Annotated in this window: 11 protein-coding genes; 6 read left to right on the top strand and 5 right to left on the bottom strand. The window is 52.9% G+C overall.

What is annotated here, in order from left to right:
• Nucleotides 1-142: 142 nt before the first annotated feature.
• Complete coding sequence (locus tag FDP13_RS06740; protein WP_143839074.1) at nt 143-1,246, top strand: YcbX family protein; 1,104 nt, start codon at nt 143-145, stop codon at nt 1,244-1,246.
• Nucleotides 1,247-1,291: 45 nt separating this feature from the next.
• Here the strand turns inward: FDP13_RS06740 and FDP13_RS06735 are convergent, their stop codons facing one another.
• Complete coding sequence (locus tag FDP13_RS06735; RefSeq protein ID WP_033577378.1) at nt 1,292-1,846, bottom strand: cell division protein ZapC; 555 nt, start codon at nt 1,844-1,846, stop codon at nt 1,292-1,294.
• 473 nt (nt 1,847-2,319) lie between these two features.
• Nucleotides 2,320-3,327 carry a quinone-dependent dihydroorotate dehydrogenase gene (pyrD, locus tag FDP13_RS06730; RefSeq protein WP_033577379.1) on the bottom strand — a complete coding sequence of 336 codons (1,008 nt, stop codon included), beginning with the start codon at nt 3,325-3,327 and terminating at the stop codon, nt 2,320-2,322.
• Between the two features lie 259 nt (nt 3,328-3,586).
• On the opposite strand from pyrD, the gene ssuE reads away from it, so the two are divergent.
• The 5 genes from ssuE to ssuB are packed head-to-tail and all read left to right on the top strand — an operon-like array spanning nt 3,587 to nt 7,913.
• Nucleotides 3,587-4,141, top strand: coding sequence for an NADPH-dependent FMN reductase (gene ssuE, locus FDP13_RS06725; RefSeq protein ID WP_143839073.1), 555 nt, complete (start codon nt 3,587-3,589; stop codon nt 4,139-4,141).
• 27 nt (nt 4,142-4,168) lie between these two features.
• Complete coding sequence (locus FDP13_RS06720) at nt 4,169-5,128, top strand: sulfonate ABC transporter substrate-binding protein (RefSeq protein ID WP_033577380.1); 960 nt, start codon at nt 4,169-4,171, stop codon at nt 5,126-5,128.
• A gap of 31 nt (nt 5,129-5,159) precedes the next feature.
• Nucleotides 5,160-6,308 (top strand): FMNH2-dependent alkanesulfonate monooxygenase, encoded by a 1,149-nt coding sequence (gene ssuD / locus FDP13_RS06715; RefSeq protein WP_027711746.1) that lies wholly within the window; start codon nt 5,160-5,162, stop codon nt 6,306-6,308.
• Nucleotides 6,309-6,318: 10 nt separating this feature from the next.
• Nucleotides 6,319-7,110, top strand: coding sequence for an aliphatic sulfonate ABC transporter permease SsuC (ssuC, locus tag FDP13_RS06710; protein WP_027711745.1), 792 nt, complete (start codon nt 6,319-6,321; stop codon nt 7,108-7,110).
• Nucleotides 7,107-7,913 carry an aliphatic sulfonates ABC transporter ATP-binding protein gene (gene ssuB, locus FDP13_RS06705; RefSeq protein ID WP_143839072.1) on the top strand — a complete coding sequence of 269 codons (807 nt, stop codon included), beginning with the start codon at nt 7,107-7,109 and terminating at the stop codon, nt 7,911-7,913. Before ssuC ends, ssuB begins: the two co-directional genes overlap by 4 nt.
• A gap of 71 nt (nt 7,914-7,984) precedes the next feature.
• On the opposite strand, the gene FDP13_RS06700 is transcribed toward ssuB, so the two are convergent.
• The 3 genes from FDP13_RS06700 to pepN all read right to left on the bottom strand — a co-directional run bounded on the left by FDP13_RS06700 (nt 7,985) and on the right by pepN (nt 16,111).
• On the bottom strand, nt 7,985-10,438 hold the full coding sequence (locus tag FDP13_RS06700; protein WP_143839071.1) for a hypothetical protein: 2,454 nt from the start codon (nt 10,436-10,438) through the stop codon (nt 7,985-7,987).
• Nucleotides 10,439-10,471: 33 nt separating this feature from the next.
• Complete coding sequence (locus tag FDP13_RS06695) at nt 10,472-13,276, bottom strand: P-loop NTPase fold protein (protein WP_143839070.1); 2,805 nt, start codon at nt 13,274-13,276, stop codon at nt 10,472-10,474.
• Between the two features lie 219 nt (nt 13,277-13,495).
• A complete protein-coding gene (gene pepN, locus FDP13_RS06690) occupies nt 13,496-16,111 on the bottom strand; it encodes an aminopeptidase N (RefSeq protein ID WP_143839069.1) in 2,616 nt (871 codons plus the stop codon).
• Nucleotides 16,112-16,287 lie beyond the last annotated feature (176 nt).

The raw sequence follows: 16,287 nt of genomic DNA, 5'->3' as shown, positions 1-16,287 counted from the left end.
GCGCGCTCTCAATAAAGAAAGCGCCCTGAAAAAACGCCCCGGCAGGAAAACCGGAGCCTGTAAAGAAAATTGAGGCGCATTATAGCTAATCCCGGCGGCTTGTCATAAAGTTGCCGCTTTACGTCAGTAAGGAATCTTCATCGTGATTGCGTTAAGTCGGCTTTTTGTTTATCCGGTTAAATCCATGCGTGGCCTTCAGTTGTCGCAAACGATGGCCGGCACCAGCGGACTGGCGTTTGATCGCACTTTCATGATCACCGAGCCTGATGGCACCTTTATTACCGCCCGTCAGTTCCCACTGTTGGTGCTATTCACGCCGGCATTGATGCATGACGGTGTGTTCCTGTCCGCGCCCGACGGCCAAACCTGTCTGGTGCGCTTCGACGATTTCGCCCCTGACACCGCCCCCACCGAAGTGTGGGGTAACCATTTTCAGGCCCGGATCGCGCCGGAAGCGGTCAACCGCTGGCTGAGCGAGTATCTGCAACGCCCGGTTCAGTTACGCTGGCAAGGGCCGCAATTGTCGCGCCGCGTCAAACGCCGCCCGGACATTCCGCTGGGATTCGCCGACGGGTATCCTTTCCTGCTGATTAACGATGCCTCGCTTGACGATCTGCGTCATCGTTGCAGCGCAGGCATTCGTCTTGAGCAATTCCGGCCTAATCTGGTGGTCAGCGGCGCGGCGGCCTATGCCGAAGATGGCTGGCAGACGCTGCGCATCGGCGAGGTGATGTTCGATGTGGCCAAACCCTGTAGCCGCTGTGTGCTGACGACGGTGAGCCCGGAGCGCGGGCGCAAACACCCGGCAGGCGAGCCGCTGGCGACGTTGCAACAGTACCGAACGGCGGAAAACGGCGATGTGGATTTCGGCGTAAACCTGATCGCCCGCAATAGCGGCATCATTCGCGTCGGCGACGACGTCGAGGTGTTATCCACCAAACCGTCGCGGCCTTATGGCGCCGGTGCTGGCGTGGAAAACCTGACGCTACAGCCCAGTACGGCTCAAACGGTACAGATTACCTATCAGGGCACTCGCTTCACAGGCAATAACCAGCAAATTCTGCTGGAACAGCTGGAGCAGCAGGGGATCCGCGTTCCTTACTCATGTCGGGCCGGGTTGTGCGGTTGCTGCCGGTTAACGCTGAGCGACGGCGACGTGTCGCCGCTGAAAACCGGCGCGCGGGGAGAGGACGGAACGATTCTAGCGTGCAGTTGTATTCCGGCTGGGGATATTGAATTAACCTGACGTTGAGACATGACGCGATAGCGGGATGCCTCACGTCATCAGCGTTCAGCCGGCAAACGCGTAACGCGCCGATGCTTCATCGCTATTTTCCGCCACAGCACACAGGCGGTCGTGCATGATTTTGATGGCATCGCCCAGTTGCATCACTTTGCCGTTGAGCGCTAATTGCCCTTGCGCCAACACGCACAGACTGGCTTTATCGCCGGCTTCCACCACCATAAAGTTCGCGACTTCCGGGCGCTCATTGAGTTGCACACTGACCTGATCGCCGGTTTGCGGCGAGGCGTGCGCCCGTTGTTGCGCCGCGAAGTGCCAGCTTTTCGGCATCATCGGCTTCAGGAAGCGGTTCGCCACCAGCGCGTTCAACACCAACTCCGCCCGCGCCTCAGTCGATAGTCTCAATGCCTGGCATTTTTCCTGATAGGTGAAAAACAGCGCGGCATCGTCGACACAGAACACACTTGGCGTAAATGCATCCGGCGTCAGCATCGAAGAAGAGAAACGGGAACGAAATACCATGCCGTTGGCCAGGTCAAGCATCAGCCGCGCCTGATCGGTATCGAAATACCAGCGCCAGCTATCATCAGGGACTAATTTCATCACATTACCTTTATTTATGCCTTACTGATGCCAAAGTACCGGAAAACAGGCCCGGATGAATAATCGGCCGCCAAATCAATAAGCAACCGAAATGAATTAAGTCTCACCAACATACCCGCAACTCGAATTATTTGGGGTATACCCGTCATACTTCAAGTTGCAGGTGCGTTGGCTTTATTACTCGGCCCATCCTTGGGCCTCGCCCTTTTAGGGCCGCAGCCAGCTGCGTTCAAATCTGCTCCCGGCAGATTTGTCGTTCACCCGAATCACTTACCTGAGTAAGCTCATCGGGGTTCGCTCTCTTGCCGCCTTCCCGCAACTCGAATTATTTAGGGTATATATATTGGTCGTAAATGACCGCGTTAAAAATAACCCATCATGCACGGTGATGCTGTATTTTTGCACAAACAAAGGGAATATAGACCAGCGCAGAGGAGAAATAAACCCCTACGCTGGGTAATGGGAATGAAAAATCAGATGTGGGTAACAATATCTTTAATCAGCCGCGGTCCGCGATAAATGAATCCGCTATAAATCTGAACCAGCGTCGCACCGGCCGCTAGTTTTTCTCTGGCTGCGACCACCGAATCAATTCCCCCGACGCCGATAATCGGCAATCGCCCCTGCAATTCCTGCGACAGACGACGAATCACCTCGGTGCTGCGCAATTGCAACGGACGGCCGCTTAATCCGCCGGTTTGTCCGCAATGATTCAATCCCTGAATCAATTGTCTGTCCAGCGTGGTATTGGTGGCGATCACACCGTCGATATTATGACGTACCAGGCTGTCGGCAATTTGAATCAATTCTTCTTCACACAGATCCGGCGCAATTTTTACCGCCACCGGCACATATTTCTGATAACGGCTATGCAGCTCAGTCTGCTTATTTTTTACAGCCTGTAACAAATCATCCAGCGCATCGCCATATTGCAGCGTACGTAATCCCGGCGTATTGGGAGAGGAAATATTGATGGCAATATACCCGGCGTGGGAATAAACCTTATCCATACAGATAAGATAATCCTCTTTTCCCTGTTCTACCGGCGTGTCTTTATTTTTGCCGATATTAATGCCGAGCACGCCGCCAAAACGCGACTGTTTGACATTCTCGACCAGATTATCCACCCCACGATTATTGAATCCCATGCGGTTAATCAGCCCTTCAGCCTCCACTATCCGGAACAACCGCGGCTTGTCGTTGCCCGATTGCGGGCGCGGGGTAACAGTGCCCACTTCAATAAAGCCGAACCCCATGGCGCCAAGCGCATCAATGCACTCGCCATCTTTGTCCAGCCCGGCGGCCAACCCCAACGGGTTGCGGAACGACAACCCCATGCAGGTAACCGGCTTGGTGGGAACCGACTGACGAACCAGCCATTCAAACGGGGTGTGGGTAATACGGCGCAACTGATGCAGGGTAAACTCGTGCGCCTGTTCGGGGTCGAGCTGGAATAACGCTTTACGAATGAGGGGATACATGACTTCTCCTGGATTCCCGGTTATAAACCGGGGGCGTATTATCGTCCATCACCGGGCGAAAGGGAATTGACCTGGGCCAAAAAACGCTGCAACAACGCAATCGTTTTCGTCCTTCCGCCGCGAACCGGGCCTTTTTTATCCGTTTTTTCGCTTTCCATTCCACAATAAATCATTTTCCGAATCGCCGCCGCGTCTGACAGACTAAGCCAATTGTTATTAACACGTAACAAATACTAATTTTTGGTTATAAGGAGTCGCTATGCGCGTCATCACGCTGGCAGGCAGCCCTCGCTACCCTTCCCGTTCAACCGCTTTACTGCATCACGCCGGAAAATGGCTGGAAGCCAAAGGCATCGAGGTATTGCCGTGGCACTTGCATAACTTCCCGCCGGAAGACCTGCTCAATGCCCGTTTCGACAGCCCGGCATTACAAACCTTAAACGAACAGCTCGCCGGTGCCGACGGCCTGCTGGTCGCCACCCCGATCTATAAAGCATCGTTCTCCGGCGGCCTGAAAGCCCTGCTGGACGTGTTGCCGGAACGCGTGCTGGAACACAAGGTGGTGCTGCCGCTGTCCACCGCCGGCTCCGTCGCTCATATGCTGGCGGTGGATTACAGCCTCAAACCGGTGCTGAACGCCCTGAAAGCACAAGAAATCCTGCAAGGCGTATTTGCCGATGACAGCCAGATTAGCCACTACGACCGCACGCCACACTTTAGCGATGCCCTGGAAGCACGTCTGCAAGAAGCGCTGCATGTCTTCTTTCAGGCATTGATTCGCCGTCAGCCTGAACCGCTGCGTCAAAGCGCCTGACCTCTGCTGTCTATAAGGAAAAATGTGATGCTCTCTTCGATCAAACAAGCCGCCCTGACATTACTCTTCGCCGCCGCCGTTGGTACATCGGCCGTTGCTCATGCCGCCGACGCCCCCGAACAACTGCGCATCGGCTTTCAGAAAGGCTCGGTCAGTCTGGTGCTGGCTAAAACGCATCAGTTGCTGGAAAAGCAGTTCCCACAGACCAAAATCAGCTGGATTGAGTTTCCCGCCGGGCCGCAAATGTTGGAAGCGCTCAACATCGGCAGTATTGATGTCGGCAGTACCGGTGATATCCCGCCGATCTTCGCGCAGGCCGCCGGTGCCGACCTGGTCTATATCGGCGTCGAACCGCCCAAACCCAAAGCCGAAGTGATTCTGGTTAAAGAGGACAGCCCAGTCAACACCGTCGCCGACCTGAAAGGGCGCAAGGTGGCGTTTCAGAAAGGCTCCAGTTCCCACAACCTGTTGCTGCGTAATCTGCAAAAAGCCGGGCTGACCTTCGCCGATATCCAGCCCGCCTACCTGACGCCGGCCGACGCCCGCGCCGCCTTCCAGCAAGGCAACGTCGATGCCTGGACTATTTGGGACCCCTACTACTCCGCGGCCCTACTGCAAGGCGGAGTACGGGTACTGGCCGACGGCACCGACCTGAACCTGACCGGCTCGTTCTATCTGGCGTCGCGTAGCTACGCTGAAAAACACGGTATTTTCCTGCAACAGTTGCTCGCCACCCTGACCCAGGCCGATGCCCTGACCATCAGCCAGCGAGCGCAGAGCGTGACGCTGCTGGCGAATGCAATGGGCCTGCCCGAAGCGGTCATCAGCACTTATTTCGATCACCGACCGGTTACGGTGATAAAACCGGTGGATGAACGCACGTTACAGGCACAACAGCACACCGCCGATCTGTTTTACGACAATCGCCTGATTCCCAACAAACTGGATATTGCCAGCCGGATCTGGCGTGCCCCGGTAACCCCTTAATCCTCATACTGATTTCACGGAGACGCTACGCATGAGTCTGAACATTTTCTGGTTTCTTCCCACCCACGGTGATGGTCATTATTTTGGTCGGGGCGAAAATGCCCGTCCGGTTGATCACAGTTATCTGCAACAGGTAGCCCAGGCGGCGGACCGCCTGGGATTCGGCGGCGTGCTGATCCCTACCGGCCGCTCCTGCGAAGACTCCTGGCTGGTGGCGTCGTCGCTGATTTCGGTCACCCGGCGTTTACGTTTTCTGGTGGCCTTACGCCCGGGGATTATTTCGCCGACGCTGGCGGCTCGCCAGGCCGCCACGCTGGACAGGCTGTCTAACGGCCGGGCGCTGTTTAATCTGGTCACCGGCGGTGACCCGGAGGAACTGGCCGCCGAAGGGTTATTCCTCGATCACCAACAACGTTATGAAGCTTCAGCCGAATTCACCCGCATCTGGCGGCGGGTATTAGAAGGCGAAACCGTCGATTACGACGGCAAGCACATTCAGGTAAAAGGCGCCAAATTGCATTATCCACCGGTACAGCAGCCGCGCCCGCCGCTTTACTTCGGCGGCTCGTCGGATGCCGCATTGGATCTGGCGGCGGAACAGGTGGAGCTTTATCTCACCTGGGGCGAACCGCCGGCACAGGTGAAGGAAAAGCTGGATCGCGTACGCGCCAAAGCCGCCGCACAAGGGCGTAGCGTACGTTTCGGTATTCGCCTGCACGTGATTGTGCGTGAAACCAACGAAGAAGCCTGGCAAGCCGCTAACCGGCTGATTTCTAAGCTTGATGATGAAACCATCGCCGAGGCGCAGGCTTCGCTGAAGCGGTTTGACTCGGTGGGACAACAGCGCATGGCGGCGCTGCACGGCGGCCGTCGCGACAAGCTGGAGATCAGCCCCAACCTGTGGGCCGGTATCGGTCTGGTGCGCGGCGGTGCCGGCACCGCGCTGGTGGGTGACCCACAGACTGTGGCGCAACGTATTCAGGAATATGCCGATTTGGGTATCGATACCTTTGTGTTGTCCGGTTATCCGCATCTGGAAGAAGCCTACAAAGTGGGTGAGCTGTTGTTCCCGCTGCTGGATGTGGCGGTGCCGGAGGTGCCGCAGCCGCAACCGCTGCATTCGCAGGGCGAAATCGTCGGCAACGAATTTGTCCCGCTGTTGAAAGCGGCGCAAAGCTGAGGGCCAACTAATGCAGAGGATACTGACGCCCATCGCTTCACGCCTGACGCCCTGGCTGCTGCCGCTGTTGCTGGTGGCAGTCTGGCAACTCGCCTCCAGCGCCGGCTGGCTTTCCAGCCGTATTCTGCCGTCGCCGCAAGCGATTACCGTAACGTTCTGGCGGCTAACCCGCAGCGGTGAACTGTGGCAGCACCTCAGCATCAGTACCTGGCGTGCGCTGATCGGGTTTGCCATCGGCGGTGCGCTGGGACTGGCGCTGGGTTTTATCACCGGGCTATCCCGCACTGGCGAACGCCTGCTGGACACCTCGGTGCAGATGCTGCGCAACGTGCCGCATCTGGCCTTGATCCCGCTGGTGATCCTGTGGTTTGGCATTGACGAGAGCGCCAAGATCTTTCTGGTGGCGCTCGGCACCTTATTTCCCATCTACCTCAACACCTATCACGGCATCCGCAATATTGACGGCGGCCTGCTGGAAATGGCGCGCAGCTACGGCTTATCCGGCTTTCGGCTGTTCCGTGAGGTGGTGCTACCCGGCGCCCTGCCTTCAATCATGGTCGGCGTGCGTTTCTCGCTCGGCTTGATGTGGCTGACGCTGATCGTGGCGGAAACCATCTCCGCCAGTTCCGGCATCGGCTATCTGGCGATGAACGCGCGCGAATTCCTGCAAACCGACGTCGTCGTAGTAGCAATCATCCTGTACGCCCTGCTGGGTAAGCTGGCGGATGTCATCGCCCTGACGCTGGAGCGCATCTGGCTGCGCTGGCACCCTAGTTGGCAATTAACGGAGGAACACGTATGACGTTTCATTACGCCGCCCCATCCCGCCTGAATGCCGGCACGCCGCTGTTAATCAACGGCGTCACCAAGCGTTATGGGCATCGCACGATTCTAAATGAGGTGCACCTGCATATTCCGGCCGGCCAGTTCGTCGCCGTGGTCGGCCGCAGCGGCTGCGGTAAAAGCACTCTGCTGCGGCTGCTGGCCGGGCTGGAACAGGCAAACCACGGGGAACTGCTGGCCGGCCGGGCTCCGCTGCATCAGGCGCGCGACGATATCCGGCTGATGTTTCAGGAGGCACGTTTACTGCCGTGGAAACGGGTGATCGACAACGTAGGATTAGGGTTGCGCGGCGACTGGCGCACCGCCGCGCATCAGGCACTGGAAGCCGTCGGGCTGTCATCACGCGCCGCCGACTGGCCGGCGGCGCTGTCCGGCGGGCAAAAACAGCGGGTGGCGCTGGCACGCGCGCTGATCCATCACCCCGGCCTGTTATTGCTGGATGAACCGCTGGGCGCGCTGGATGCGCTGACCCGCATCGAAATGCAGGGGTTAATTGAATCACTGTGGCTGCAACAAGGTTTTACCGTCTTGCTGGTGACCCACGACGTCAGCGAAGCCGTCGCGCTCGCCGACCGGGTGATTCTGATCGAAGACGGTCAAGTCGGGCTGGATGTGGCGATTGACCTGCCGCGCCCGCGCCGCCGCGGCTCCGCCCGGCTGGCGGAGCTGGAAGCGCAAGTGCTGGAGCGGATACTGACGCCTGTCGCCAGTAACACGATAGCAGACATCAGCAGCAGTGAACCTCAACGTGTTGGCTGGTGAAAGCGAACACTGATAAAGAAAAGCGTTGATAAAGATAAGATGCGGTATGTCTCATCTCCGCACCTTATCTTTTAGAGTGGGTAGTCAAAACGATAAATACGCCCGTTCTCATTTAACGCCGCCACCTGTGCCAGTGCATCCTGCTCGCTGTAGCCAAATTCGTTCATCAACACGGTAAACAAATGATAAAACTCCCCTTTCATGTCGGTGACAAAAATACCCTGATCGTCAGACCCTAATGCCACCGACATGCGGTGATCACCTGCGACATAACGCCCAGGAAGATGCATCCAGCGAAACACATGGTGCTGGGTAATATCATCGTAATAACTGATCCTGACATTGCTGGTGGGCAGTGTTTCAATCACCACATGTTTTTCACGTATCCGCTTTTGCACGTACTGCTGTGCAGCCAGCAGGGCGCTGTCAGGCAGAAAGGCGGTGTCGAACTCGGCAGAGGCTTCATAGCGTTTAATTACCTCGGCATCAAACCAGCGCTGCTTTAATAATGACAGTGCCTCTTTACCATAACGTTTTGCAAATTCACCCACCCGATCAAACTCTTCGCCTACCCAACCTACTGGCCGGTCGGTACGATCTTGCAGATAATTTCGCACCTGTATGGGGTCCAGCCCGCGCCCGTCAAAAACGTGCTGTAACACGACGGCTGAAGGATGCTGTTCAAAAATCCGATACGCCAGCATCGCAATTTCGCTATCCAGTCGTACCAGCGATAAATCGCTTCCCTCACGCTGTTCCAGCAACAATTTGCGCACAAACAGCAGGTTTTCCAGCCATTCCCCTTGCTTAATAAACAATGTTTCCGGCATTTTCGCACTCCAAAACGCTGGCATGATGCCAATCGCCGTGGCATGGCCGATACGATCGCCATTCGATAACTCCAGCAGCGTCAGGCTGTCGTAGACAGCGCGAATGCCACTGAGCAGGTGTTCAAAATCCTCCCCGGCGTGATAGGTAAAATGGGCGATCCCCTGACGGCGGGCCTGACGAAATAACACTGCAAACACTTCCGGTGGGGCCTCACGCTCATTAGCTGCGGCATCAAACCCGGTAAGCAGCGAGCGCAACGCCGGAAACTCGTCCAACACCTGAAATAATGCGTGAGCACGCATCAACACATCTTCACGCAGTACGCTGAAATGGGGGGAGCCATCACGATGATCCCAGCGGCGTTTGATGAAATGCACCACCAGCCGTAACGCCAGGCGTGTCGCGGTAAGACAGGCTTGTGCCAACGCATTTAATTCTTGTGGTTTATCAAACGATAAAGCGGTGGGGTTCTGGTAGTCCCAAAACCCGTCGAGGATACGTGTGATCAGTTGCTTATTCTTGCCGGGCGTGTCTTTCGGCGCAAAACGCCCTTCAATCGTCGCCATCATCGATGCGCCAGCAACCTGCTCACCATGTAACTGATAAAAACGGGCAGCATAGCGTTCTTCTATCGGCTCACGTGGACCTAACTCGGTAAATTTCTGGAACTGATCAAAACCTATCTGATCTGTGCGCTGTACCAGCAAACGCTGAAACAGGTTCATGCATAGCAAATACAGCCAATAGCAGGCATCTTCCATCGCCGACGGATGAGCGCGCAAGGCATGTAACACCCGGATATGAAAATGCAACTCGCACAGGCCCTGATACTGTTGCTCCTGAGCATACGCCGCCTGTTCCCAGGCAAAAAAGCCCGCGTCGGGCGCGATAATATCGTTACAGCGCAGCAAGTCAGCAAAGTGCTGTTTTGCCGGTTTACCCTCACACGCCGGGTGATACCGACCTTCGGCCCAGCGTAGTAGCCACTCGCGGCAATAACGCGCGATATGCAGCATACGGCTCACTTTAACCGGGGTATCCAGCGAGTGGGCTACGGCATAAAAGCGCCGCAATCGGGTAGGGTCATCCTTACGGCTTTTCTCCATTTCATTAATCAGCGCATCGGGATGCAGCAGGCTGTGATGCCACATCAGCTCCACAAACGTCGTACCGTTAAGGTGCATATGCGCTTCATGCAGTCCTTCGCGCCGTAGATAATCTTCAACGCGTGGATGCCAGGGTGACACAATCGGCCGGTAACCCAACGTCTGCTTCAGCCGCTCCAGCAATTCAAACAACTGTGGGCACCCCTTGCCGCACCACATCTGTTCCAGTTGATAAGCGATAACCGGGAAGCCGGATTGATTCGCCACCCAGTTTTGCCACTCTCCAAAGCGCGACTGGCGTACCGCCAACCGACGCGAATCGTCTTCCAGATGATAGCGTGCCGCCTGCCCGAGTAGCGCCCGGCACCACCCCTTGGCTTCATGTTGACGCGACAGCAAGTGTTCCCAATGGCGCTCAAACATCGGGTCGGTATGGGTAAACTGACGCTGATACCAACTGTTATAGGTCACTGCTTCGATGTCTTTTTCCGGCAGCGTCGAGCACTCACCCGATAGCAATAACGGCAGTTGCGTCAGCAAAAGCTCGTACAGCCGAGGCTCCGCAAGAAGATATTGGTTGAGAAACATGTTGGGGCCTTATTTTTATCTGCTGATAGCTTTTTATTTTTTTGTAAAACATCCAGAAATAGGCAAACGAGAAATATATAAATATTTATCTCTCGAAGGTGTGTTATTCTCATGAATTGATTCAGGTGCCGGTTCGCCTTGATCTGGTATATTTTTAATTTCGTTAATAGAATACAAGCCATCCAATAACCCAGTAGATAAAATCGCCTGATAGAGTTTTTCGCTATCTTTTCTACTGTCATCTTTTATTTTCCACAATGTAATTTTTTTATTTCCTAAATCTCCCTGACAAAAAGAGGAGGGTTTAAAATCAGGCAATAAGAAGGGTAAAATTAGCGGACAACGAATGATTGCACTGGTTACTGGCAGTAAAGTAGCGAATTTATGCTCTTTATTTTCTGATTTTTCATCATTAACAAAAACAATAACTCGATTTATATTATTGACTAACTCCCTGGGAGACGTAGCTGTATTTTTAGCAGAAGCGAATCGTTTTATCAGTTCTTCAGGAACATCTGGGTTGTAGTTGACCTCTTCTATCATAAACGAATTTATCACCCCAAAAACAAATACTGAAAACAGATGACCGAGAAGAACATCTTCCTTTTTGCTTCCTTCTTCATCTTTTCCTTTATATGAAAATTTCTTGCCAGAAAAATCGTCTGATACAGAAAGCAACGTATACTGAATTCGCTCCCAGGCTTTCCCCATCAATAAAGATGAACAGCTTATTTCGTTAGTTCCTTTCCACTCTCTTATTTTATCATTCAGAATATCTATAAAATAATTTCCTGAATCTTTCGTATTGCCATCACTATCATCATCCTCTGCACCCGCCTCATCCTTCGTCTCTTTTTTTCTATCCAAAAATGCCGGATAACCGAATGTCTGCACCGAAATAAAACGTTCAACAGAATAATTATTATTTTTATCCAGCAACCGTGCCATCACCGCCAGCAAGCTAAAGACAGAAATATAATCTCTTTTTTCTGCCCCTTCCTGAACGCTGCTGGCTGAGGCCAGAATAGTCACTGCCGCGACGACATCAATATAGTTATTGTTCACTTTCGCTAAATTTCTGGAAAGCCAATCTAACGAGCTTATCACGTCACCATTTTCCCATCCCGTTAGGGATTTGAATCTCTCTTTAATAAGCTCATTTCTTCTTCTATTGACTCTGATCACTCCGCCATGAATTTTTTTTGATATATTACCATGTTCATGGAAAATTATCGGGTTACAATGCGCCGCTACCCCCGTTACGTTTTCCCCCCGGCTTAGTCCAAGATACTCAACATACGCTCTTGGCAGATTACTGACCCCTTTTTCTTTTTCAGCCAAATAGTGCATGTAGATATTAGCTGGCATCGCACTGGTTAACATAAAGGTCAGGGCATTTGATAATGTATTTTTCTCTAATAACCGGCTAACTAGCATTGCCAGATACATTTTAACGGCGTTATAGGCGTTATTGTCATTATCGGGACGCAAATAAAACCCAGTTTCCAGATCGCCGTGCCGATGGCACACATTAAATATTGCACAGGCAATTTTATTAAAATCTTTAACCCCTTCTTCCGATAGGTCATCATCGATCCCCTGATCAATAAACTCCCCCAAGAAAATACGCTTCAATGCAAATATTATCGTTTCTGTTAACTTAGGTGATTTAAGTAACTCGACATTCTGATTCACAGGCATCATTCTTAAAAACTGCACAACCGTTCTTATTGGTTGATAAAGAATAAAATCCCTAAAATACTCTTGCTGGTCTTTTTTTACTTTCAGCGAGAGGGATATAATATCAAACAAAAAGTCTGGCGACTGCCCATCTGTATGTGGATCAGAACTTTCAACCCCCTTGTACTTTTCACCATTTCTTGAAAAAAACACGCTTCTCTGTTGGCTTTTAAATAATTGAATCAACAACTGCAAATCGATGCGTTGATATGCAGGAAAAACTTTTAGCATATACTGCTGAGTTAAGTTACGGGTCAAATCCCTGGATTCTTTTTCATCACTTTCTTTTTTATCACCCGACTGTAATTCAATCTTTTTTTGATTTTTGACAATGTAATTGTACAGTTTTAAATCTCCTGAGATCAGAACCACCACTCTGGGGTGGTTCAAATAGCGGCGGATAGTTTCCAGAACCTCATAAGCTTTTTGGGTATGGGTATCAACATCATCAATGGCGATAATAAACAACTTTTTATTTAATGCCTTAGCGACCGCATTGATGAAATGATGAAAACGTTCTTCCAGATATTGTCCGCTGTTGGCACTTTTCAACGCCTGACTTAAGAACCAGCTATCATCATGTTTATCATGGTTTGTTTTATGGTGACTGGCTAGTTTCAGACCTTCAGCCATCTCTTCAAGGCATGTATTCAACTGGCGATTGATGCCTTCATCAGCACAATATTTCAGTTTTTCATCATATAATTGCTTAAATTTCACCACAATATCGACAAGAATATTTTGATGTGTTTCAATCAATGTCGGGTCGATAAATGCTAACGGACAAATCCCCTCATCGTTATTTGAATAGTAATCCAACATCGCACGTAAAAAGGTGGTTTTACCGGTGCCGCGTTGGCCATTAATAAAAATGGTATTATTGCTTCGGGGTATATCATTTAACCGTTTGTCAGCATCACAACGCTGATGACACGAACTATCCTCACCATACTTTCCCAGGTTTTTAACAAACCCATTGAACAACTGATCTAACTGCTCTTTCGCTGTATATTGCAGCATGGTGCTTACCTTGTCCTTATTTAAATCAAATACATTATCGAGATCAATAGTAATCTCGCTAATATTTTTATCACTCATAAACACTCCATGCCATTAAATTATATTGAAATAATAAAGAAGATACTCTGATTTTACGGCCGAAGTTATTACACTCAGATAATTGAAAGTCAATAAAAGCAGGATAAGTAGTAGGCGATATTACTAACCGGATGACAGCAATGTGATGGAATTAAAAAAGCCGGGAATTCCCGGCTTTGAGAGAGAACGGATAAATAAACCGCTCCTGATGTTTGAACTTTACGCCTCCAGCGCCTTGGTAATCTTCTCAAACAGATCGCCCGACAGGTTTTCCAGCCCTTTGAGGGTTTCCAGCGCCTGGCGCATCAGCGCCTGACGGGCCGAATCGTAGCGTTTGAGGCGAATCAGCGGTTCAATCAGGCGTGAGGCCACCTGCGGGTTGCGGGTGTTCAGCTCGGTGAGCATCTCGGTGAGGAACTGATAACCGCTGCCGTCTTTGGCGTGGAACGCCGACGGATTACCCGCACAGAACGATCCTATCAGCGAGCGCAGCCGGTTCGGGTTGTTCAGGCTAAAAGAGCGGTGGTTAAGCAGTTCACGCACCCGGTCCAACACATCACTGGCCGGGCTACCGGCCTGCAGGACGAACCATTTGTCCATCACCAGACCATCCTGATGCCAGCGTTCATCAAAAGCCGCCAGCAGTTTATCCCGGCACGGTAACTGCGCCTCTACCGAGGCCGCCATTGCCGCCAGCGAATCCGTCATGTTGTCGGCCCCGGCAAATTGCGCCGCCACCAGCTTGTCGGCCTGTTCTCTCTCGGCAAATGCCAGATAGTGCAGGCACACATTGCGCAGCGCGCGTTTCGCCATGTCCTGCTGGTCAACACGGTAGGATGCCGGCTTGTTGGCACGATATACCGCCAGCAATTCGTCCGCCATTTCCTGCGCCAGCGTCTGCGTCAGCGCATGACGAACCGCAGCAATGGCGTCCGGATCGATCACGTCAAACAGTTCGGCCATCTCGTTTTCGCCCGGCAACGACAGAATCTGCGAGGCCAGCATCGGGTCCAGTTGGTCATCCAACAGCACGCCGCGGAACGCGTCCACCACATGCATCGGCAACGACAACGGCTGTTGCTGCTGATGGCGCGCCACATTCAGGCGAATATAGTTTGCCAACAGGCTCTGGGCGGCATCCCAGCGGGAAAACGCATTGCTGGCATGGCGCATCAGGAACGTCAGTTGCTCATCGCTCCAGGGGTAATTCAGTTTGACCGGCGCGGAGAACTCACGCAGTAGCGACGGCACCGGCTGGCAGGGAACGTCATCAAACACGAACGTTTGCTCGGCTTCGGTCACGTTCAGTACCGATGCCAGCTTCTGGCCTTTCTGACGCAGCGGGATCACCCGCCCTTCGCCGTCGTACAGTTCCACATCCAGCGGAATATGCAGCGGCAATTTGGGTTGTTTATCGGCGCCGACCGGCGTCATCTGGCTGACATGCAGGCTGTACCGGCGGGTTTCGGCGTCGTAATCGTCGCGCACCGTCACCACCGGCGTGCCGGACTGGCTATACCAGCGGCGGAACTGAGACAGATCGACGCTGGAAGCGTCCTCCATCGCCTGCACAAAGTCATCACAGGTAGCGGCACTGCCGTCATGACGATCAAAATAGAGCCGCATTCCGGCCTGGAATTTCTCTTCGCCCAACAGCGTATGCATCATGCGAATCACTTCCGACCCTTTTTCATACACCGTCAGAGTATAGAAGTTATTCATTTCGATAACCTGATCCGGGCGGATCGGGTGGGACATCGGGCTGGCGTCTTCAGCGAACTGCGCGCCGCGCATCACCCGAACGTTGTCGATACGATTGGCCGGGCGAGAACCGATATCGGAGCTGAATTCCTGGTCGCGGAATACCGTCAGCCCTTCTTTCAAACTCAGTTGGAACCAGTCGCGACAGGTCACGCGGTTACCGGTCCAGTTATGGAAATACTCGTGGGCGATCACCGCTTCGATACCGAGATAGTCTTTGTCGGTGGCGGTTTCGGCTTTAGCCAACACATACTTGGAGTTGAAAATGTTCAGCCCTTTGTTTTCCATCGCCCCCATGTTGAAGAAATCCACCGCCACGATCATATAAATGTCGAGGTCGTATTCCAGACCAAAACGGGTTTCATCCCACTTCATGGCGTTTTTCAGCGAAGTCATCGCCCAGTCGGCACGATCGAGATTACCGCGGTCGACAAACAGCTCGAGCGCAACCTCACGGCCGGAACGGGTAATAAAGCTGTCGCGCAGCACATCAAAATCACCGGCTACCAGCGCAAACAGGTAGCAGGGTTTCGGGAACGGGTCCTGCCATTCTACCCAGTGACGCCCGTTGTCCGCCTCGCCTTGGCCGATACGGTTACCGTTGGAAAGCAGGTACGGGTAATGCGCTTTGTCGGCGGTAATGCGGGTCGTGAAACGCGCCAGAACATCCGGCCGGTCAAGATAGTAGGTAATATGGCGGAACCCTTCGGCCTCACACTGCGTACACAGTGCTTCTCCCGACTGGTACAACCCTTCCAGCGCACTGTTGGCCGCCGGGTTGATTTCCGTTTCAATCCGCAGAGTGAATTTTTCCGGCAGCCCGGTCAGCTCCAGACCGTCTTCCAGTAAGCGATGTGCCTGCCAGTCTTGTCCATCGACCTGAACGCTCAGCAATGTCAGCCCTTCGCCGTCCAGTTTCAGCGCTGCGCCCTTTTCCCCTTGCAGCACGACCTGACTGACGGCGACCACCCGGGTCTGTTCCGGATGCAGATCAAAATCCAGTGCGATATCGGTAATGGTGTAATCCGGCGCGCGGTAATCGTGCCGGTATTTGACTTGTGGTTGTTGACTCATGACTGATTACCTTAATGACAGCAGTAATGATGGCGGTACGGCATGATGCGGTAGAGTATCCGCGTCGCCTTTTATCTACTAAGGGCGGAAGATCCGTGATTAACACACCGAAGGTTATCGAATTTCCGTCACGCCGTAACACTCGCCGGACGACGATATCCGTCTTTATCTAAATT

Origin of the sequence: Dickeya sp. ws52 (assembly GCF_007210685.1) — a bacterium.
Lineage (GTDB): Bacteria > Pseudomonadota > Gammaproteobacteria > Enterobacterales > Enterobacteriaceae > Dickeya > Dickeya chrysanthemi.
Note: the sequence above shows the minus strand (reverse complement) of the source record. Positions and strands in the feature narration are given on the sequence as shown.